Annotated in this window: 30 protein-coding genes; all 30 read left to right on the top strand. The window is 64.6% G+C overall.

What is annotated here, in order from left to right; all coding sequences use genetic code 11:
* Positions 1–6: 6 nt before the first annotated feature.
* The 30 genes from rplB (at position 7) to V5F68_RS10970 (ending at position 19,500) form a co-directional block, all read left to right on the top strand.
* On the top strand, positions 7–840 hold the full coding sequence (gene rplB / locus V5F68_RS11115) for a 50S ribosomal protein L2 (RefSeq protein ID WP_394012592.1): 834 nt from the start codon (positions 7–9) through the stop codon (positions 838–840).
* A gap of 11 nt (positions 841–851) precedes the next feature.
* Complete coding sequence (gene rpsS, locus V5F68_RS11110; protein ID WP_209105111.1) at positions 852–1,130, top strand: 30S ribosomal protein S19; 279 nt, start codon at positions 852–854, stop codon at positions 1,128–1,130.
* A 6-nt stretch (positions 1,131–1,136) separates the two neighbouring features.
* Entirely contained in the window at positions 1,137–1,517 is a 381-nt protein-coding gene (gene rplV / locus V5F68_RS11105; protein ID WP_348845056.1) for a 50S ribosomal protein L22, read from the top strand.
* Positions 1,517–2,260 (top strand): 30S ribosomal protein S3, encoded by a 744-nt coding sequence (rpsC, locus tag V5F68_RS11100; protein ID WP_348845057.1) that lies wholly within the window; start codon positions 1,517–1,519, stop codon positions 2,258–2,260. Before rplV ends, rpsC begins: the two co-directional genes overlap by 1 nt.
* 29 nt (positions 2,261–2,289) lie before the next feature.
* A complete protein-coding gene (gene rplP / locus V5F68_RS11095; protein WP_348845058.1) occupies positions 2,290–2,703 on the top strand; it encodes a 50S ribosomal protein L16 in 414 nt (137 codons plus the stop codon).
* 10 nt (positions 2,704–2,713) lie between these two features.
* Complete coding sequence (gene rpmC / locus V5F68_RS11090; RefSeq protein ID WP_348845059.1) at positions 2,714–2,923, top strand: 50S ribosomal protein L29; 210 nt, start codon at positions 2,714–2,716, stop codon at positions 2,921–2,923.
* Positions 2,924–2,930: 7 nt separating this feature from the next.
* A complete protein-coding gene (gene rpsQ, locus V5F68_RS11085) occupies positions 2,931–3,179 on the top strand; it encodes a 30S ribosomal protein S17 (RefSeq protein WP_348845060.1) in 249 nt (82 codons plus the stop codon).
* Positions 3,180–3,337: 158 nt separating this feature from the next.
* Positions 3,338–3,706, top strand: a complete 369-nt coding sequence (gene rplN / locus V5F68_RS11080) for a 50S ribosomal protein L14 (protein WP_029006297.1) — start codon at positions 3,338–3,340, stop codon at positions 3,704–3,706.
* Positions 3,706–4,023, top strand: a complete 318-nt coding sequence (gene rplX, locus V5F68_RS11075; protein WP_348845061.1) for a 50S ribosomal protein L24 — start codon at positions 3,706–3,708, stop codon at positions 4,021–4,023. The genes rplN and rplX overlap by 1 nt, the downstream gene beginning before the upstream one ends.
* Positions 4,016–4,573 (top strand): 50S ribosomal protein L5, encoded by a 558-nt coding sequence (gene rplE / locus V5F68_RS11070; RefSeq protein WP_348845062.1) that lies wholly within the window; start codon positions 4,016–4,018, stop codon positions 4,571–4,573. Before rplX ends, rplE begins: the two co-directional genes overlap by 8 nt.
* A 137-nt stretch (positions 4,574–4,710) precedes the next feature.
* Positions 4,711–5,016, top strand: a complete 306-nt coding sequence (gene rpsN / locus V5F68_RS11065; RefSeq protein ID WP_394012591.1) for a 30S ribosomal protein S14 — start codon at positions 4,711–4,713, stop codon at positions 5,014–5,016.
* 10 nt (positions 5,017–5,026) lie between these two features.
* On the top strand, positions 5,027–5,425 hold the full coding sequence (gene rpsH / locus V5F68_RS11060) for a 30S ribosomal protein S8 (protein WP_348845064.1): 399 nt from the start codon (positions 5,027–5,029) through the stop codon (positions 5,423–5,425).
* Positions 5,426–5,444: 19 nt separating this feature from the next.
* Positions 5,445–5,978: a 50S ribosomal protein L6 gene (gene rplF, locus V5F68_RS11055; protein WP_394012590.1), complete on the top strand. Its 534-nt coding sequence runs from the start codon at positions 5,445–5,447 to the stop codon at positions 5,976–5,978.
* Between the two features lie 12 nt (positions 5,979–5,990).
* The gene (gene rplR / locus V5F68_RS11050) at positions 5,991–6,353 is read left to right on the top strand and encodes a 50S ribosomal protein L18 (RefSeq protein WP_348845066.1); all 363 of its coding nucleotides are present in this window, start codon (positions 5,991–5,993) and stop codon (positions 6,351–6,353) included.
* A gap of 18 nt (positions 6,354–6,371) precedes the next feature.
* Complete coding sequence (gene rpsE, locus V5F68_RS11045) at positions 6,372–6,929, top strand: 30S ribosomal protein S5 (protein WP_348845067.1); 558 nt, start codon at positions 6,372–6,374, stop codon at positions 6,927–6,929.
* A gap of 27 nt (positions 6,930–6,956) precedes the next feature.
* Positions 6,957–7,151, top strand: coding sequence for a 50S ribosomal protein L30 (gene rpmD, locus V5F68_RS11040; RefSeq protein ID WP_394012589.1), 195 nt, complete (start codon positions 6,957–6,959; stop codon positions 7,149–7,151).
* 11 nt (positions 7,152–7,162) lie between these two features.
* Positions 7,163–7,639 carry a 50S ribosomal protein L15 gene (gene rplO / locus V5F68_RS11035; RefSeq protein ID WP_394012588.1) on the top strand — a complete coding sequence of 159 codons (477 nt, stop codon included), beginning with the start codon at positions 7,163–7,165 and terminating at the stop codon, positions 7,637–7,639.
* A 291-nt stretch (positions 7,640–7,930) separates the two neighbouring features.
* Positions 7,931–9,265 (top strand): preprotein translocase subunit SecY, encoded by a 1,335-nt coding sequence (gene secY / locus V5F68_RS11030; RefSeq protein WP_394012587.1) that lies wholly within the window; start codon positions 7,931–7,933, stop codon positions 9,263–9,265.
* Entirely contained in the window at positions 9,262–9,846 is a 585-nt protein-coding gene (locus V5F68_RS11025) for an adenylate kinase (RefSeq protein WP_394012586.1), read from the top strand. Before secY ends, V5F68_RS11025 begins: the two co-directional genes overlap by 4 nt.
* A 196-nt stretch (positions 9,847–10,042) precedes the next feature.
* The gene (gene rpsM / locus V5F68_RS11020; protein WP_348845283.1) at positions 10,043–10,411 is read left to right on the top strand and encodes a 30S ribosomal protein S13; all 369 of its coding nucleotides are present in this window, start codon (positions 10,043–10,045) and stop codon (positions 10,409–10,411) included.
* A gap of 133 nt (positions 10,412–10,544) precedes the next feature.
* Positions 10,545–10,934: a 30S ribosomal protein S11 gene (rpsK, locus tag V5F68_RS11015; RefSeq protein ID WP_348845071.1), complete on the top strand. Its 390-nt coding sequence runs from the start codon at positions 10,545–10,547 to the stop codon at positions 10,932–10,934.
* Positions 10,935–11,061: 127 nt separating this feature from the next.
* Positions 11,062–12,087 (top strand): DNA-directed RNA polymerase subunit alpha, encoded by a 1,026-nt coding sequence (locus tag V5F68_RS11010; RefSeq protein WP_394012585.1) that lies wholly within the window; start codon positions 11,062–11,064, stop codon positions 12,085–12,087.
* Between the two features lie 75 nt (positions 12,088–12,162).
* Positions 12,163–12,579: a 50S ribosomal protein L17 gene (gene rplQ / locus V5F68_RS11005; protein ID WP_348845072.1), complete on the top strand. Its 417-nt coding sequence runs from the start codon at positions 12,163–12,165 to the stop codon at positions 12,577–12,579.
* Positions 12,580–12,833: 254 nt separating this feature from the next.
* Complete coding sequence (locus tag V5F68_RS11000; protein WP_394012584.1) at positions 12,834–14,222, top strand: Do family serine endopeptidase; 1,389 nt, start codon at positions 12,834–12,836, stop codon at positions 14,220–14,222.
* A gap of 26 nt (positions 14,223–14,248) precedes the next feature.
* Positions 14,249–15,559: a replication-associated recombination protein A gene (locus V5F68_RS10995; RefSeq protein WP_394012583.1), complete on the top strand. Its 1,311-nt coding sequence runs from the start codon at positions 14,249–14,251 to the stop codon at positions 15,557–15,559.
* Positions 15,560–15,663: 104 nt separating this feature from the next.
* A complete protein-coding gene (crcB, locus tag V5F68_RS10990; RefSeq protein WP_394012582.1) occupies positions 15,664–16,050 on the top strand; it encodes a fluoride efflux transporter CrcB in 387 nt (128 codons plus the stop codon).
* Positions 16,051–16,111: 61 nt separating this feature from the next.
* Entirely contained in the window at positions 16,112–17,185 is a 1,074-nt protein-coding gene (locus V5F68_RS10985; RefSeq protein WP_394012581.1) for an RluA family pseudouridine synthase, read from the top strand.
* Positions 17,186–17,324: 139 nt separating this feature from the next.
* On the top strand, positions 17,325–18,011 hold the full coding sequence (locus tag V5F68_RS10980) for a hypothetical protein (RefSeq protein ID WP_394012580.1): 687 nt from the start codon (positions 17,325–17,327) through the stop codon (positions 18,009–18,011).
* The gene (locus V5F68_RS10975) at positions 18,008–18,700 is read left to right on the top strand and encodes an HAD-IA family hydrolase (protein WP_394012579.1); all 693 of its coding nucleotides are present in this window, start codon (positions 18,008–18,010) and stop codon (positions 18,698–18,700) included. Before V5F68_RS10980 ends, V5F68_RS10975 begins: the two co-directional genes overlap by 4 nt.
* A gap of 29 nt (positions 18,701–18,729) precedes the next feature.
* Positions 18,730–19,500 carry an ATP12 family chaperone protein gene (locus V5F68_RS10970; RefSeq protein WP_394012578.1) on the top strand — a complete coding sequence of 257 codons (771 nt, stop codon included), beginning with the start codon at positions 18,730–18,732 and terminating at the stop codon, positions 19,498–19,500.
* The last annotated feature ends 12 nt before the right edge of the window (positions 19,501–19,512 follow it).

Below are 19,512 nucleotides of genomic sequence, written 5' to 3'. Positions count from 1 at the left end.
AAGACCATGGCGCTGAAGCATTTCAAGCCGGTCACGCCGAGCCTCCGCCAGCTCGTGATCGTGGACCGCTCCGGCCTCTACAAGGGCAAGCCGGTGAAGACGCTGACCGAGGGCAAGAGCTCCTCGGGTGGCCGCAACAACAACGGTCGCATCACGGTTCGTTTCCGTGGCGGCGGCCACAAGCAGACCTACCGTCTGGTGGATTTCAAGCGCGCCAAGCGCGACATGGCGGCCGTGGTGGAGCGGATCGAATACGATCCCAACCGTTCGGCCTTCATCGCCCTGGTCAAGTACGAAGACGGCGATCTGTCCTATATCTTGGCACCGCAGCGCCTGGCAGTGGGCGATAGCGTGATCGCCGGCGAGCAGGTGGACGTGAAGCCGGGTAACGCCGGACCGCTGGCGAACCTGCCGGTCGGCACGATCGTGCACAACGTCGAGCTGAAGATCGGCAAGGGCGGCCAGATGGCCCGTTCGGCTGGCGCCTACGCGCAGATCGTCGGCCGCGACCACGGCTATGTCATCGTTCGCCTGAACTCGGGCGAGCAGCGTCTGGTGCACGGGGCGTGCTACGCGACGGTGGGTGCGGTTTCGAACCCGGACCACATGAACATTTCTCTGGGCAAGGCGGGTCGTAACCGCTGGCTCGGACGCAAGCCGCATAACCGCGGCGTGACCATGAACCCGGTCGATCACCCCCACGGCGGTGGTGAAGGACGTACCTCGGGCGGCCGTCATCCGGTCACCCCGTGGGGCCTCCCGACCAAAGGCAAGAAGACCCGCAACAACAAGGCGACGGATCGGTTCATCGTGACCAGCCGTCACAAGCGGAAGAAGTGAGGGCCTGACTTATGTCAAGAGCGATTTGGAAGGGCCCGTTCGTCGACGGCTATCTGCTCAAGAAGGCAGACACCGCGCGTGCTTCGGGTCGCAACGATACGATTAAGATCTGGAGCCGTCGTTCGACGATCCTCCCCCAGTTCGTGGGTCTTACTTTCGGCGTTTATAACGGCCAGAAGCACGTCCCTGTTTATGTGTCGGAAGACATGGTCGGCCACAAGTTCGGCGAGTTCTCGCCGACCCGTACCTATTACGGGCATGCGGCCGACAAGAAGTCGAAGCGGCGGTGATAGGCCATGGGTAAGCAGGCAAAGCCCCGCGCTCTCGCGGACAACGAAGCCAAAGCGGTCGCGCGCAATCTGCGCGTCTCCCCGCAGAAGCTGAACCTCGTCGCGGGTCTGATCCGCGGCAAGAAGGTGGCGACGGCGCTCGCCGATCTCGAGTTTTCTCGCAAGCGGATCGCCCGCGACGTGAAGAAGTGCCTCGAGAGCGCGATCGCCAACGCCGAGAACAACCACGAGCTGGACGTCGACGATCTGATCGTTGCCGAAGCGCATGTGGGCAAGGGTCTGGTGATGAAGCGGTTTTCGCCGCGGGCGCGCGGTCGCGCCTCGCGCATCGAGAAGCCGTTCGCGCAGATCACCATCGTGGTGCGTGAAGTTGAGGAGCGGGCCTGATGGGTCAGAAGGTCAATCCGATCGGGCTGCGGCTCGGCATCAACCGCACGTGGGACAGCCGCTGGTTCGCCAACAAGGGCGAATACGGCCAGCTGCTCCACGAGGACATCAAGATCCGCAAGATGCTGTTCAAGCTTCTTAAGCAGGCCGCGGTGTCCAAGGTGGTCATCGAGCGTCCGCACAAGAAGTGCCGCGTGACGATCCATTCCGCCCGCCCGGGCGTGGTGATCGGCAAGAAGGGCGCCGACATCGACAAGCTTCGTAAGAAGGTTGCCGACATGACCAAGTCGGAAGTCTTCATCAACATCGTCGAGATTCGCAAGCCGGAAATCGATGCGCGGTTGGTGGCTGAATCTATTGCCCAGCAGCTGGAGCGCCGCGTTGCGTTCCGCCGCGCCATGAAGCGCGCCGTTCAGTCGGCGATGCGTCTCGGCGCCGAGGGTATCCGGATCAACTGCTCCGGCCGTCTTGGTGGGGCTGAGATTGCGCGCCTGGAATGGTACCGCGAAGGCCGCGTGCCTCTGCATACCTTGCGCGCCGACGTGGACTACGGCACCGCCACCGCCTTCACGACCTACGGGACGTGCGGCGTGAAGGTGTGGGTCTTCAAGGGTGAAATCCTCGAGCACGATCCCATGGCCCAGGACAAGCGCCTGGCCGAGAGTGACGGCCCGAGCGGGCGTCCGCCCCGGCGTGAACGTGATCGCGACCATGGTCGTGACCGCGATCGCGACGCGGCCTGACGCTCGAGCAGAGAGAAAGGCGATAAGCCATGCTGCAACCCAAGCGCACGAAATTCCGCAAGCAGTTCAAGGGACGCATTCACGGCGTCGCTAAGGGCGGCACGGAACTGAATTTTGGCGAATTCGGCCTGAAGGCGCTCGAGCCCGAGCGCGTTACGGCCCGCCAGATCGAAGCCGCGCGTCGCGCACTGACCCGTCACATGAAGCGTGCCGGTCGCGTGTGGATCCGCGTTTTCCCCGATGTGCCCGTGACCTCCAAGCCCACCGAAGTTCGTATGGGTAAGGGCAAGGGCGCCCCGGAATATTGGGCGGCCAAGATCAAGCCCGGCCGCATCATGTTTGAAATCGACGGTGTCAGCGTCGAGACGGCCCGTGAGGCTCTCACGCTCGCCGCCGCGAAACTGCCCATCAAGACGCGCTTCATTCAGCGCATCGCCGAGTGAGGAGAGGCTCATGAAAGCCGAGGACGTTCGGGCCCTCAGCCCCGATCAGCTCGCCGATGAGCTGCTGAAGCTGAAGAAGGAACAGTTCAACCTGCGCTTCCAGAAGGCGACGGGTCAGCTGGAGAACACGGCGCGGTCCAAGGAGATCCGTCGCGATATCGCGCGGGTCAAGACCGTGCAGACCACCAAGCGCGGCGCGGCCGCGTCGAAGGCGAAGTGAGGGAACGATGCCGAAGCGCGTGCTCCAAGGCGTCGTGGTGAGCGACAAGCAGGACAAGACGGTGGTGGTCCGGGTGGAGCGTCGCTTCACTCACCCGCTGCTGAAGAAGACCGTTCGTCGGTCCAAGAAGTATCACGCGCATGATGCGGACAATTCGTATCATGTGGGCGATATCGTTTGGATCGAAGAGCATCGGCCTCTGTCTAAGCTGAAGAACTGGATCGTGGTCCAGGGCGAGAAGCGGGCCGAGGTCTAAAAACGAAGCGCTCCGATGCTGGGTCCGTCGAGTTCGGGACGCCTGGACCGAGTGGAGACCGCATCGCAGTGAGAACCGTGTACCGATGAGCGGGCACGGTATGTGGAACGGGCAATGCCGGCTTGCCGGCGGCGCTGGATGACGAGAACAGGTGCGTCATGATCCAGATGCAGACCAATCTCGACGTGGCGGACAATTCCGGCGCGCGTCGCGTCATGTGCATCAAGGTGCTGGGCGGGTCCAAGCGGAAATATGCTCACGTTGGCGACATCATCGTGGTGTCGGTCAAGGAAGCGATTCCGCGTGGCCGCGTTAAGAAGGGCGATGTCATGAAGGCCGTCGTGGTGCGCACGGCCAAGGACATTCGTCGCGTCGATGGTTCTGTGATCCGCTTCGACCGCAATGCGGCCGTGCTGATCAACAATCAGAAAGAGCCGGTGGGCACTCGTATCTTCGGACCGGTTCCGCGCGAACTCCGCGCCAAGAACCACATGAAGATCATCTCGCTGGCGCCGGAGGTGCTGTGATGGCGGCGAAGATCAAAAAGGGCGACAAGGTCGTCGTTCTCATCGGCCGCGATAAGGGTCGCACCGGCGAGGTTATTCAGGTGATGCCGAAGGAGGAGCGTGCGCTCGTCCGTGGCGTCAATATCGTCAAGCGCCACCAGCGCCAGACGGCGGACAAGGAAGGCGGGATCATCTCTAAGGAGGCTCCTGTCCATCTGTCCAACCTTGCGGTCGCCGACCCCAAGGACGGCAAGCCGACGCGCGTCGGCTTCCAGGTGCTGGAAGACGGGACCAAGGTCCGCGTGGCCAAGCGTTCCGGGGAGAGGATCGATGGCTGAGGTGAGTTATACCCCCCGGCTGCGTACGCACTACGACGAAGTCGTGCGGCCGAAGCTGATCGAGCAGTTCGGCTATAAGAACCCGCTGCAGGTTCCGGCGATCGAGAAGATCGTCATCAACATGGGCGTCGGCGAAGCCACTGCCGACACCAAGAAGGCGACGACCGCCGCTGCGGACCTCGCGCGCATCGCCGGCCAGAAGCCGGTTCTGACGCGGGCTCGCAAGGCGATCTCGAACTTCAAGCTGCGCGAGAACCAGCCGGTGGGCGCGAAGGTCACCCTTCGCAAGGCGCGCATGTTCGAGTTTCTGGACCGCTTGGTCACGATCGCGCTGCCGCGCGTGCGAGACTTCCGCGGCCTGAACCCGAAGAGCTTCGATGGCCGCGGCAACTATGCCATGGGCATCAAGGAGCACATCGTGTTCCCCGAGATCAACTATGACCAGGTCGAGCAGGTCTGGGGCATGGACATCATCGTGTGCACGACGGCGAAGACGGACGATGAGGCGCGGGCTCTGCTGCGCGCTTTCGACTTCCCCTTCCGCCAGTGACGGTATAGAAGAGGCGATTCGCGCTTGGGTCGGGTTTTCCCGCGAGGCGCGTTTCCCTCTCAAATCAAGAGAAGGTTGTGATTTTCCGGCTGTGGAGGGGTTTTGGCCTCTTCAGACGCGGAGAACAGGAGCAAGACATGGCGAAGAAGAGCGCGATCGAGACAAACGAGCGTCGCCGCAGGCTCTCCAAGAGCTTGGCCGGCAAGCGCGCGGGTCTGAAGGCGATCGTGAACGACAAGACCCTGCCGATCGAGGAGCGGTTTGCCGCCACCCTCAAGCTCGCGCAGATGCCGCGGAATTCCGCGCAGATCCGCGTGCGCAACCGGTGCGAAGTGACCGGGCGCCCCCGCGCGTTCTACCGCAAGCTCAAGATGAGCCGTATCGCGCTGCGCGAACTCGGGTCCCAGGGACTTGTCCCGGGTCTCGTGAAGTCGAGCTGGTGAGGAGAGGCTCATGTCCATCAACGATCCCATCAGCGATCTGATCACCCGTATCCGCAACGCCCAGATGCGGCGCAAGGAGAAGACCTCGACCCCGGGTTCGCGCTTGCGCGCCAGCCTGCTCGATGTTCTCCGCGACGAAGGGTACATCCGCGGCTACACCTCGACCGATCACGGCAATGGCCGGACCGAGTTCGAGATCGAGCTCAAGTATTTCGACGGCCAGCCGGTCATTCGCGAAATCAAGCGCGTGTCCAAGCCCGGCCGCCGGGTCTATGCGTCCGTCAAGACCCTCCCGCGCGTTGCGAATGGTCTTGGCATCGCAGTTGTTTCCACGCCCCAGGGCGTGATGGCCGACCACGACGCCCGCGACAAAAATGTCGGCGGCGAAGTGCTCTGCACGGTGTTCTGAGCGAGCGACGGAGAGAAACATGTCGAAGATCGGCAAGCATCCCGTCGCCATTCCCGCCGGCGTCAATGTCAGCGTGGACGGTCAGACGGTGAAGGTGAAGGGCCCCAAGGGCGCCCTCGAATTGACACTCGTGGAAGAAGTGCTGGCGGAGCTGAATGGCGCCGAGCTGCAAGTCTCCATGCGCGGCGAGACGCAGCGCCATCGGGCGATGTGGGGTATGTCCCGCACCCTGGTCGCCAACCTCGTCGAAGGCGTGACGAAGGGTTTCGAGAAGAAGCTCGAAATCACCGGCGTCGGCTACAAGGCCGCGGCTGCCGGCAAGAACCTCAACCTGTCGCTCGGCTATAGCCACGACGTGATCTATGCGATCCCGGAAGGGATCCAGATCGTGACCCCGAAGCCCACGGAAGTGCTGGTTTCGGGCGTGGATAAGCAGAAGGTCGGTCAGGTGGCTGCCGAGATCCGCGAGTTCCGCGGCCCCGAGCCCTATAAGGGCAAGGGCGTCAAATACGCAGGCGAATTTATCTTCCGCAAGGAAGGCAAGAAGAAGTAACGGAGGCGAACCATGGCTAAGGATTTGGAGGCGCTGGCGCGCCGCAAGGCCAAGGTGCGCCGTGCGATTCGCGTTGCGGCCAACGGGCGTCCCCGCCTGTCGGTGCACCGCACCTCGCAGCACATCTATGCGCAGATCATCGACGATGCGAAGGGCGAGACCGTAGCGGCCGCGTCCAGCCTCGAGAAGGACCTGCGCGGCACCCTGAAGACCGGCGCAGACACCGAGGCCGCCAAGGCCATCGGCAAGCTGGTTGCTGAGCGTGCGGCGGCGAAGGGCGTGACCGCGGTCGTGTTCGACCGTGGCGCATACATCTATCATGGGCGCGTCAAGGCGCTCGCTGAGGGCGCCCGCGAAGGCGGCCTTCAGTTCTGACGCGAAGGACGTAGCGAAATGGCCCGTGAACGGGAACACCGCGGAGATCGCGAGGATCGTGACAACACGTTCGTGGACAAGCTGGTCCACATCAATCGTGTCGCGAAGGTTGTGAAGGGCGGACGGCGCTTCGGTTTCGCCGCCCTGGTTATCGTCGGCGACCAGAAGGGTCGCGTCGGGTTCGGTCATGGCAAGGCGCGTGAAGTGCCGGAAGCCATCCGCAAGGCCACGGAAAGCGCCAAGCGCGCCCTTATCCGCGTGCCGCTGCGCGAAGGCCGCACCCTGCATCACGACGTGCATGGGCACCACGGTGCGGGCAAGGTCATCCTGCGCGCGGCACCGGCCGGTACCGGCATCATCGCTGGCGGCCCCATGCGCGCCGTATTCGAGACGCTCGGCATTCATGATGTCGTCGCCAAGTCGTTCGGGTCTTCCAACCCCTACAACATGGTGCGCGCCACGTTCGATGCCCTGGTCAACCAGGACAGCCCGCGCTCCGTCGCTTCGCGCCGGGGTATCAAGGTGTCGCAGCTCCAGTCCCGCCGCCGCGTCGAAGACGCGGAAGCGACGGACTGAGCCGGGCTCGCAGAATAGGAGCGCGCCATGGCTAAGGCGTCTGAAGGAAAAACCGTCACCGTCGAGCAGGTCGGTTCGCCGATCCGCCGTCCGGCTGACCAGGAAGCAACCCTCGTGGGCCTCGGGCTGAACAAGCGTCATCGCCGTTCGACCCTTCAGGACACGCCGGCGGTGCGGGGGATGATCGCGAAGGTCGCCCATCTCGTCCGCGTCGTCGACTGAGGAGAAGCGAGATGAAGCTCGACGAGATCAGGGACAATGTCGGCGCGCGCAAGAAGCGCATGCGCGTCGGCCGGGGCATTGGCTCCGGCAAGGGCAAGACCGCGGGTCGCGGCGTCAAGGGCCAGAAGGCCCGCACCGGCGTCGCCATCAAGGGCTTCGAGGGCGGCCAGATGCCGTTGCATCGGCGCCTGCCGAAGCGCGGATTCAACAACATCTTCGCGCTCGACTTCAATGAAGTGTCGCTGGGCCGGATCCAGACCGCCATCGACGCGGGTAAGCTGGATGCCGGCACGACCATCGACGCTGCCGCGCTCGTTGCGGCCGGTGTTCTTCGCCGCGTCAAGGATGGCGTGCGCGTGCTCGGCTCCGGCGAGTTGAAGGCGAAGGTGACCCTCGAGGTCGCCTATGCCACCAAGTCGGCGGTTGAGGCGATCGAGAAGGCGGGTGGCTCTGTCACCATGTCGACGGTTTCGGTCGAAGCTGCGTGATTTTGAGGGCGGCGGCGGAGCGGTTGCTTCGCTGCCGCCTTTGTTGTGTTTCGTCGAAAGCGTTTAGTTTTCGATAGTTGGAGGTCCCTCCGGGCATGGGGCCGAAGTTGGAGGCGGTTGTCCGCCTCATCGCGTAGGCCCGGCGCGTCATCTCGCCAATGGTCTGCCGCGGCGAGTGCGGGTATGACCGATGGAAAGATGCGGTACGTGCCGGCTCTCGCCCTGTCGCCGCGCGCTCCCGCCTCTCATGGATAGGCCGTTCCCACGCGGATGGCCCAAGCGGAGCAAGGCATGGTCTCGGCGGCGGAACAACTCGCAGCGAACCTGAATTTCGGCGCCCTCGGCAAGGCCGAGGAACTGAAGAAGCGCATCTGGTTCACCCTTGGCGCCCTTCTGGTGTATCGCCTTGGAACCTATATCCCCCTGCCGGGGATCAATCCCGATGCCCTCTCGCAGGTGTTTCACGGCGCGCAGAACGGCATTATCGGCTTGTTCAACATGTTCTCCGGCGGCGCCGTTGAACGTATGGCGATCTTCGCCTTGAACATCATGCCGTATATCTCCGCCTCGATCATTATTCAGCTTTTGACCACCGTCTCACCGACGCTGGAAGCGCTGAAGAAGGAAGGCGAGAGCGGTCGCAAGCAGATCAATCAATACACCCGCTATCTCACGGTGGTTCTTGCGCTGTTTCAGGCCTATGGCATTTCCGTCGGCCTCGAAAGTTCCGGGTCCGTCGTCCAGGATCCGGGCCTTTTCTTCCGTATCTCCACGGTCATCACCTTGACCGGCGGCACCATGTTCCTGATGTGGCTGGGTGAGCAGATCACCTCGCGCGGCATCGGCAACGGTACGTCTTTGATTATCTTCGCGGGCATCGTCGCGGAACTTCCGGGCGCCTTCGTCCGCACCCTGGAACTCGGGCGTCAGGGCGCGATTTCGACCCCCATCATCCTCCTCGTGCTGGTGATGGTGATCGGTCTCATCGCCTTCATCGTGTTCATGGAGCGGGCGCAGCGCCGGCTGCTGGTGCAGTATCCCAAGCGCCAGGTGGGCAACCGCCTGTACGAGGGGCAGTCCTCGCATCTGCCGCTGAAGTTGAACACGTCGGGTGTTATTCCGCCGATTTTCGCCTCTTCTCTGCTGCTGATTCCGACGACGATCGCGAGTTTCATGCAGGGTTCGGGACCCGAATGGTTGGGCGTGGTGACCACCCAGCTCGGCCACGGTCGGCCGCTGTATATGATTCTCTATGTCGCGCTTATCGTGTTCTTCTGCTTCTTCTACACCGCGATTGTGTTTAATCCGGTGGAGACGGCGGACAATCTGAAGAAGCACGGCGGCTTCATTCCCGGCATCCGTCCGGGCGAGCGGACCGCCGAATATATCGACTATGTGCTGACGCGAATCACGGTGGTCGGTGCTGCTTACATTGCGGCAGTGTGTCTCTTCCCCGAACTGCTCATTTCCTACGCGGCCGTTCCGTTCTATTTCGGAGGGACGTCGTTGTTGATCGTGGTTAGCGTCACGATGGACACCGTATCTCAGATACAGGGACACCTCTTGGCCCACCAGTACGAAGGACTGGTTAAGAAGGCCAAGCTGCGTGGGGGGAGACGGAAATGAGGTTGATTTTGCTGGGACCTCCCGGGGCAGGGAAGGGGACTCAAGCCCAGCGACTGGTGGCCCGTCACGGGATCGTTCAGCTGTCCACCGGCGACATGTTGCGCGCCGCTGTCGCGGCTCAAACGCCGGTGGGGCTGAAAGCCAAGGCGGTGATGGAGGCCGGCGGGCTGGTGTCGGATGACGTGGTCATCGGCATCATCGCCGAGCGGCTTGAGCATGAAGACGCTCAGAAGGGCTTCATCCTCGATGGCTTTCCGCGCACGGTCGCACAGGCCGAGGCGCTCGACCAGATGTTGGCCGAAAAGGGGCTCAAGCTCGATGCAGTGATCGAGCTGGTCGTGGACCAGGCGCTCCTCATGGATCGAATCATGCGCCGGGCAGAAGAGACGAAGGCGCGCGGCGAGCCGGTGCGGAAGGACGATGATCCGGAAGTGTTCCGTCATCGCCTGGATGCCTATAACCGCGACACCGCGATCGTTGCGCCTTATTACGCCGCGCGCGGTCAGTTGCAGCAGATCGATGGCATGCGGCCCATCGACGAGGTGACGAAAGCCATCTCAGAGGTGCTCGAAACGGTCTGAGGGGAACCGGAAGGGGCGGCGACTTGACGCCTGCCCCATAAGCGTGTATCAGCGCTCCCTTCATTCGGCATCCGTGCTGCCCGCGCCGCTTTGGCGACGTGGGACGCGCGGGTTTTGTTTTATCTCCGCATGGGCCGGCCTCCACCGGACGCGGAGACACTGTCCACACTCGTGGGCGGTCCACATGGAGAGACACGTGGCTCGTATCGCAGGCGTCAACATCCCGACCAACAAGCGCGTCATCATTGCGCTTCAGTACATTCACGGCATCGGCGCGAAGAAGGCCGAAGAGATCGTGACCAAGGTGAACATCCCGGCTGAACGCCGCGTGAACCAGCTCACCGACCAGGAAGTGCTGCAGATCCGCGAGACCATCGACCGCGATTACATCGTGGAAGGCGACCTGCGCCGCGAAGTGTCCATGAACATCAAGCGTCTGATGGACCTCGGCTGCTATCGCGGCCTGCGCCATCGTCGCGGCCTGCCGGTGCGCGGCCAGCGCACCCACACCAACGCCCGCACCCGCAAGGGTCCGGCGAAGGCGATCGCCGGCAAGAAGAAGTGATCCGCGCCTAGCGCGATCAGGGGAGGCCGGTCCGCCGGCCTTCCTTTTTGTGTTTCGCTCGACCCGCTCCCGTATGGGAGTACCCATCCCGAGCGCCTGGTGTTACGGGCGCGCCTGAAGGATCAAAGTACAGATGGCCAAGGAAGCTACCCGCGTTAAACGTCGTGAGCGCAAGAACATCGCCTCCGGCGTCGCGCATGTGAACGCATCGTTCAACAACACCATGATCACCATCACGGACGCGCAGGGAAATACCATTTCCTGGTCGTCGGCCGGCGCCATGGGCTTCAAGGGCTCGCGCAAGTCCACCCCATACGCCGCGCAGGTTGCCGCCGAGGACGCGGCCCGCAAGGCCGCCGAGCACGGCATGCGCACCCTGGAAGTGGAAGTCTCCGGTCCCGGCTCGGGACGTGAGTCGGCCCTGCGCGCCCTTCAGGCCGCGGGCTTCATGGTGACGTCGATCCGGGATGTGACCCCGATCCCGCATAACGGCTGCCGTCCGCGCAAGCGCCGGCGCGTCTGAGCGTTCCATTGGCTCGCCGACCCGGTCGGCGAGCCTTCTGCCCGGTTCCTCCCCCCGCATACGGGACGGGTCGGCGCCTCGCGGTCAGAGATGGCACCTGAGTGCAGCGGCCCGGTGAGAAGGCAAGGTGACGCAAGTGATTCAGAAGAACTGGCAAGAACTGATCAAGCCCGAGAAGTTGCAGGTCACGGCTGGCCGCGATCCCAAGCGCCTCGCCACCGTTGTGGCCGAGCCGCTGGAGCGTGGCTTCGGCATGACCCTCGGCAATTCGCTGCGGCGCATCCTGCTGTCCTCTCTGCAGGGCGCGGCGGTGACCTCGGTGCATATCGACGGCGTGTTGCACGAGTTTTCGTCGATCCCCGGCGTGCGCGAGGATGTGACGGACATCATCCTGAACATCAAGGACATCGCCATCAAGATGCAGGGCGAAGGCCCCAAGCGTCTGGTTGCGAAGAAGACCGGCCCCGGCGTGCTGACCGCCGGCGACATCCAGACCGTGGGCGACATTCAGGTTCTCAACCCGAACCTCGTCATCTGCACGCTGGACGACGGCGCCGAGCTGCGGATGGAATTCACCATCGACACCGGCAAGGGCTATGTGGCGGCCGACCGTAACCGGCCGGAAGATGCGCCCATCGGGCTCATCCCCATCGACAGCCTGTATTCGCCGGTCCGCAAGGTCTCCTACAAGGTCGAGAACACCCGTGAGGGTCAGATTCTCGACTATGACAAGCTGACCATGCAGATTGAGACCGACGGGTCCATTTCTGCGGAAGATGCACTGGCATATGCCGCGCGAATCCTGCAGGACCAGCTTGAGATCTTCGTGAACTTCGAAGAGCCCAAGCGCGAGAGCGAATCCACCGCCATTCAGGAGCTGCCCTTCAACCCGGCGCTTCTCAAGAAGGTGGACGAGCTGGAGCTTTCGGTGCGCTCGGCGAACTGCCTGAAGAACGACAACATCGTCTATATCGGCGACCTGATCCAGAAGAGCGAGACGGAGATGCTCCGCACGCCGAACTTCGGGCGCAAGTCGCTGAACGAGATCAAGGAAGTCCTGGCTTCCATGGGTCTGCATCTCGGCATGGAAGTGCCGGGCTGGCCGCCTGAGAACATCGAAGAGCTGGCAAAGCGCTTCGAAGATCACTACTGAGCTTTCCATACGCGGCTCGAGCCGCTCAACCATAAGCCGGCTCGAAACGCCGTCGGATTTTAGGAGTTCGCCGTCATGCGTCACGGCAAGGTACATCGCAAGTTCAACCGCACCTGGGAACATCGCAAGGCGATGTTCATGAACCTCAGCGCGGCGCTCATCACCCATGAGCAGATCGTCACCACCCTGCCCAAGGCGAAGGATCTTCGCCCGGTGGTGGAAAAGCTTGTTACGCTCGCCCGTCGCGGCGATCTGCATGCGCGCCGCCAGGCCATCGCCGAGCTGCGCGACGTTGCAGTGGTGAAGAAGCTGTTCGACGTGATCGCGCCCCGTTATCAGGCGCGGCCGGGTGGCTACACCCGCATCGTCAAGGCCGGCTTCCGCTATGGCGACTCGACCCCGGTTGCGGTGATTGAGTTCGTCGATCGGGACGTGGACGCCAAGGGCGCTTCCGACCACGCCCGCACCGCCGCTGAGGCTGCTGCGGCCTGAGGCTGGATCTCGTTCAGTTTTCGAGCGTTTTGGAAGGGCGGCCGCAAGGTCGCCCTTCTTTCGTTTCAGGCAGGCTCTATATGTTGCGTGCGCCGCCGCTCGGTGTCGGCGCGGACCTAAGGTGGCTCATGGCATCTGGCATTTCCCGCTTCCTTCGCTTCGATCGCTCATTGCCGACTTTGCCCGCCCGGCCCACGCGGACCGGTGCTTCGCTCGCCTGCGCGGCGGGAGTGCTCGGGCTACTGGCGATCGCGATGACAGGGGAAGCGCTCGCCCAGACGACGCCGGCCCCGCAAGCACAGGTGCCGGCATCGCGGAACGAAATCACCCTCAGCTTTGCTCCGGTGGTGGCGCGCACGGCTCCGGCGGTCGTGAACGTCTACGCGCTGAAGAGTGCACCGCGCTCCAATCCCTTCTTTGACGATCCCTTCTTCCGGCGCTTTTTCGGCGGCGGGCAGGGCGGCGACGCACCAGGCCTCGGCGGGCCCGAGCGGATGCAACGCTCGCTGGGATCAGGCGTCATCGTGGATCCGAGCGGCCTTGTGGTCACCAACCACCATGTGATCCAGGGTGCTGACCAGATCCGCATCGCGCTGAACGACAAGCGCGAGTTCGACGCCGAATTGATGCTCAGCGATCCGCGCACCGATCTCGCCGTGCTGCGCATCAAGGGCGATCAGGAGACCTATGCGAGCCTGGAGCTGGGCAATTCGGATGATCTCGCCGTCGGCGATCTGGTGCTGGCGATCGGCGATCCCTTCGGCGTCGGCCAGACGGTGACGCAGGGCATCGTTTCGGCGCTCGCCCGCACGCAGGTGGGCGTATCGGATTACCAGTTTTTCATTCAGACTGACGCGGCGATCAATCCCGGCAATTCGGGTGGCGCGCTCGTCGACATGGCGGGGCGGCTGATCGGCATCAATACGGCGATCTATTCCCGCTCCGGCGGATCCCACGGCATCGGCTTCGCCATCCCGACCAACATGGTACGCGTGGTGCTTGAATCGGCGAAGGCGGGGTCGGCCACGGTGCGCCGGCCCTGGCTCGGCGCCAAGCTCCAGCGCGTGACGCCGGAGATTGCCGAGGGGCTCGGTATTGCCCGGCCGACCGGCGTCCTGGTGCAAAGCGTGCTTGCCGCCAGCCCGGCCTCCAAGGCAGGAATCAAGACCGGCGATCTCATTGTCGCGGTGGAAGGGCAGGGGGTGGATGATCCGGAATCCCTCGGCTATCGGTTCGCCACTCGGCCCATCGGCGGCGTGGTCACGTTTACGGTGAACCGCCAGGGCCGCGAGATGCAGGTGAAGGTGGCCCTGGAACCGGCACCTGAAAGCGTGCCGCGTGACGAAGTGGTTTTGCGGGGGCGGTCTCCCTTTGCGGGCGCACGGGTGGTGAATGTCTCGCCCGCCGTCGCCGAGGAAATGCGGGTAGATGTCGACGACACTGGTGTGGTGGTGGCGGATGTGGCGGAGAACTCTCCCGCCGCCGCCGCAGGCTTCCGCGCCGGGGATGTCATCCTCGCGGTCAACGGCGCCAGGATCGCCCGCACGGCGGATCTGGAGCAGGCCACGCGCGCGCCCATGCGGGCGTGGCAGGTGAGCGTGGCGCGCCGTGGGCGCGTCATCAATGCCGTGATCGGCGGTTGAACCGGGAACGGGTCTGAGGGCGGGGCATGGCGACCTTATTCGAAGCAGCCGGGTTGGAACAGGGGGCGCCGCGCCCCCTGGCGGATCGGCTGCGCCCGGAGAAGATCGCCGACGTGGTGGGGCAGGACCATCTGGTTGGGCCCGACGGAGTGCTCACGCGCATGCTGGAGGGCCGCTCCCTCGGCTCGCTGATCCTCTGGGGACCGCCTGGGACCGGCAAGACCACGGTGGCGCGCCTGCTGGCCCACGCCACCGACCTGCATTTCGAGCAGATCTCGGCCATCTTCTCCGGCGTCGCGGATCTGAAGAAGGTGTTCGAGCAGGCTCGCCATCGCCGTGCGACGGGGCGGGGCACGCTGCTGTTCGTGGATGAGATCCATCGCTTCAACCGTGCCCAACAGGACAGCTTCCTACCCGTGATGGAGGACGGCACGGTGACGCTGGTCGGCGCCACCACAGAAAATCCGTCGTTCGAGCTCAACGCCGCCTTGCTCTCGCGCGCTCGGGTGCTGGTGTTCCGCGCGCTCGATGAAGAGGCGATTTCCCGTCTGCTGGCGCGTGCCGAGGAGGTTGAGGAGCGGCCCCTGCCGCTGGATGCCGACGCCCGCGCCGCGCTCGCGCGCATGGCGGACGGCGACGGGCGAGCGGCGTTGACCCTGGCCGAGGAGGTCTGGCGCGCCGCCCGCCCCGGCGAGGTGTTCGATACGGCCGGCCTGCAAGAGGTGGTGCAGCGCCGCGCGCCAATCTACGACAAGAGCGAGGACGGCCATTACAACCTCATCTCCGCCTTGCACAAATCCGTCCGCGGGTCGGACCCGGACGCGGCGCTCTATTATCTCGCCCGCATGCTGGATGCCGGGGAAAGCCCCTTGTTCCTGGCCCGCCGGCTGGTGCGCATGGCGGTAGAGGATATCGGGCTCGCCGATCCGCAGGCCCTGGTGGTCGCCAATGCGGCGAAGGAAGCCTACGACTTCCTCGGCTCGCCTGAGGGCGAGCTGGCGCTGGCCGAGGCGGCCGTCTACATGGCGACCGCACCCAAATCCAATTCGGTCTACAAGGCCTGGTCGGCGGCGATGCGCACCGCCAAGGCCGGCGGCTCGCTGGTGCCGCCCAAGCACATTCTAAATGCCCCCACCAAGCTCATGAAGGGCGAGGGCTATGGCAAGGGCTATCGCTACGATCATGATGAGCCCGATGCGTTCTCGGGGCAGAACTACTTTCCCGAGCAGCTGGGGCGGCAGAGCTTCTTCCATCCGGTGGAGCGCGGCTTCGAGCGCGAGATCAAGAAGCGCATGGACTATTGGGCGCGATTGCGGGCGGAGCGTGGGGAGCCGTGATGCCGGGGCCGGTGCTGCGGTGCAAAAATCCCGGCCGATGCCCTTGATGCGGGACGGCCGGGACCGCTAAGACGAAGAGGTCCTTCATTCGTGCAGGTGCAGCCATGATTCCCGCGCTTCTGGTGTTCGTCGGGGCGGGCCTTGGCGGTCTGATGCGCCATCTGTTCAATCTGGCGGGCTTGCGCCTGCTGGGCATGGTGGACTTTCCCTACGTCACGATGTTCATCAACGTGCTCGGCTGTTTCATCATGGGGGTGGCGACCATTTGGTTCGCCATGAGGTCCGGGGTGAGCTGGTCGCAGCCCACACGCCTGTTCCTGACCACCGGTGTCCTGGGCGGGTTCACGACCTTCTCCACGTTTTCGCTGGAGTTCGCCCTGCTGATGGAACGCGGCGTCTGGGGCTATGCCGCGGCTTATGCCATCGGCTCACTGGTGCTTTGCATCCTCGCCGTGTTGGCCGGCATGGCACTTATGCGCGCCATTGCGTGACATAGCGGCGGGGGACGCGTAAATCTGCGCGCAAGTTCCGACCGTTGCGAGGATGTGACCCATGGCGGTCGAAGTAAAGCAGGTGAGTGCGGACGAGGCCGGGATGCGCCTCGACCGCTGGTTCAAGGCGCATTTCCCGGATCTGTCCTTCGGCCACCTCCAGAAGCTAGTGCGCACAGGGCAGGTGCGCGTGGATGGCGGGCGCGCGAAAACCTCCACCCGGCTCGAGCCGGGCCAGAGCGTGCGCGTTCCCCCGCTGGGCGTGGACTCCGATGGAATCGAGCCGGTGGATGCTGCCGATGAGGCGGCGCGGTCCGCCGCGCCAGGGGGTGAGGCGGGTCAACGCCCGGCCGCTCCGCGTGGCGTGATCGCAGCCGCGGCGCGCCGCGAGAGCGATGATCTCACCGCGCTGAAGGCCATGATCCTCTATGAGGACAAGGACGTGATGGTGCTCAACAAGCCCATGGGCCTCGCGGTCCAGGGTGGGTCGGGCACCTATCGTCATATCGACGGCATGCTGGATTCCATGCGCGATCGCGACGGGCAGAAGCCGCGCCTCGTCCATCGCATCGACAAAGACACCGCCGGCTGCCTGCTGATCGCCAAGACGCGCCTTGCAGCCTCCATCCTCACCAAGAGCTTCCGCTCGCGCGAGGCGCGCAAGATCTATTGGGCGCTCGTGCCCGGCGTGCCAAAGCCCCGCCAGGGCCGTATCTCCACCTATCTGGCCCGTGAGGAGAGCGAGGAGCGCATGCGGGTTGCGAAGCACGGCGAGGACGAGGCGAGCCACGCCCTGACCTATTATGCCGTCGTCGACCAGGCGGCTCAGAAGATGGCCTGGCTTTCCCTGAAGCCGGTCACTGGCCGCACCCATCAGTTGCGCGCGCACATGGCCCACATCGGCCATCCCATTGTCGGCGACCCGAAATATTTCAACATCGAGAACTGGGAATTTCCCGGGGGTATGCAGAACAAGCTGCATCTGTTGGCACGCCGCATCGTGATTCCCCATCCGCGTGGCACTGGCGTGATCGATGTGTCGGCGCCGCTTCCACCCCATATGGCGCAATCCTGGGCGGTGCTGGGGCTGGATGCGACTCAGTACGATCCGATCCTGGAAGCGCCGGAATCCTGATCAGAAAGAGAGCCGTCCTGCCGCAGCGGCCGGCGCCTGACCCAGGTCAGCGTCCGCCGTGCAGGTTTCCCCTGCGGACAAACCGCGCTACAGGGATGCCCCGGGGGCGAGTCATCCAATCTAGTTACGGAGACGATGCATGAGCCGACAGCCAGACGTGTGTCCCGGCTGTGGAGCACCGACGCATCCCCACGCCCATGAATGCGCTGAATGCGGCACCGCCCTGCCGCCGCGCCGTTCGATGCTCCCCCTTATCGTCGGCGCCGCGGGCGTCCTGGTCGCGCTCTTGGCCGGGGCGGGGGTATGGATCATGCTCAGCCCGCCCCACGGCGGCGCGGTACAGGATGCCGGTGCGCCGGTTCAGCCCGCGCCGGCCGCACCCGTCTCGGCGGATGTCACTGCGGCACCGGCCCCGAGCCCATCTGTCCCGGCCGCGCCCGATCCGCAGGCCGCTGCCCCTCAGATTGCGACTGCCCCGTCATCCGCTCCCGCCAATGCGCCGGAGCCGGAGACCGCCTTGCCGACCGTGCGTCCGGGCGTAACGCTTCCATCGGCGGACGAACCGACCCGGCGCGCCTTCGCGAAGACCACCCAGGATAATTTTGTCCAGAACGGGCTCGATCTTCAGGTCACGACCAGCGGGCAGGAGGCGACCACGATCGCCATCAAGTTCAATTTCCCGGCCAAGACCGCCGTGGAACTGATCGCGTCCGGCCCGTTCCCGCGCCAATGCAAGCAGCGCGGGTTTAAGACCATTCAATTCTCCGATCCCAACGCCATATCCTGGACTTATGATCTCGCCACCGACAAGCTGACCCAGAAATGACGACGGACGACACCTCTTCCGGCCTGGTCCTGTTCGATTGCGACGGCACGCTGGTGGATAGCCAGCACGCGATCGTCGAGGCCATGAGCGCTGCCTTCGTTTCCTGCGGCGTGGCGCCGCCAGAGCGGGGGGAGATTTTGTCGGTCGTCGGCCTCTCGCTGCCGGAGACGTTCGCGGTGCTCTCGCGCGGGGCCGCGGACTTTCCCGTGGAGGCGCTCGAGGCGGCCTATCGCTCCACCTACCGCACGCAGCGCGAAGCCGCGCCCACCGAGCCGCTTTATCCCGGGGCGCGGGAGACGCTGGAAGCGCTGCGCGCCCGCACCGACCTGCAATTGGGCATGGTGACCGGCAAGGCCCGGCGCGGCGTGCGCCGCGTGCTGACGGGTCACCAAATGGAAGGCTGGTTCTCCACCATCCAGACGGCAGACGATGCCCCCTCCAAGCCGCATCCGGCCATGGTGCTGCAGGCGATGGCGGAGCTTGGCGCGGATCCGGCCTTGACCGTGGTGGTGGGAGATACAACCTACGATATGCAAATGGCCAAGGCGGCCGGCGCCTTCGCCATCGCCGTCGGCTGGGGCTATCATGAACGCGGCGCGTTGCTGGCAGCCGGCGCGGACCTGATGGTGGACCGGTTCGCGGAGCTGCCGACGGCCATCGAGACCTTGTTCGCGCGCGTTTCCGCGTAAGGCGCGCCAGGCGAAATCACGGGACCCACATGCGCGATCTTCTCGAAGGCATCGAAACAACGGGTATCGACCCGGCGGAATCCGTGCGCGCCGCCCAGCGGGTGACGTTGCCGAAGCGGTTTTACAAGGCCGCGAGCGTCGGCACGGAGGTGGATGGCTTCACCATTCTTCTGGATGGGCGGCCGGTGCGCACGCCGGCCCGCGATATCCTGCGCCTGCCCACGCGCGCCCTCGCCGAGGCGGTGGCCGCCGAATGGGAGGCTCAGATCAGCGAGATCAATCCCCACGCCATGCCGCTGACGCGCCTCGTCAATGTGGTGCTGGACGGGGTGATGCGCGATCCTGCCGCCTCCGCCGCCGAGGTGGTCAGCTATGCCGGCACCGACCTGCTCTGCTATCGCGCGGATGGCCCGGAGCGGCTGGAGGCGCAGCAGGCGCAGGCGTGGGACCCGGTTCTGGGTTGGTTCCGCGACCAGCACGGCGCCCGATTTTTCCTCAGCACCGGCGTACGCCATGTGAAGCAGCCGGACGAGACCTTGGCGCGCATCGCGGACTTGGTGCCGCGCGAGCCGTTCCGCCTGGCGGCTGTCACCTCGATGACGGCGCTCACCGGCTCCGCCCTACTGGCGCTGGCGGTGGCCTATGGCGCGATCGATGCGGAAACCGCATGGACCGCCGCCCATGTGGACGAGGCGTGGAACCGTGCCCAATGGGGTGAGGACGAGCTTGCAGCGGCGCGCCATGCCGCCCGCAAACTGGAGATGGACGCGGCCGCGCGCCTGCTCGCCCTGCTGGACTGAGGCTGCCTACGC

The sequence above is a fragment of the Roseixanthobacter pseudopolyaromaticivorans genome (assembly GCF_043195145.2).
Classification (GTDB): domain Bacteria; phylum Pseudomonadota; class Alphaproteobacteria; order Rhizobiales; family Xanthobacteraceae; genus NCEH01.
Note: the sequence above shows the minus strand (reverse complement) of the source record. Positions and strands in the feature narration are given on the sequence as shown.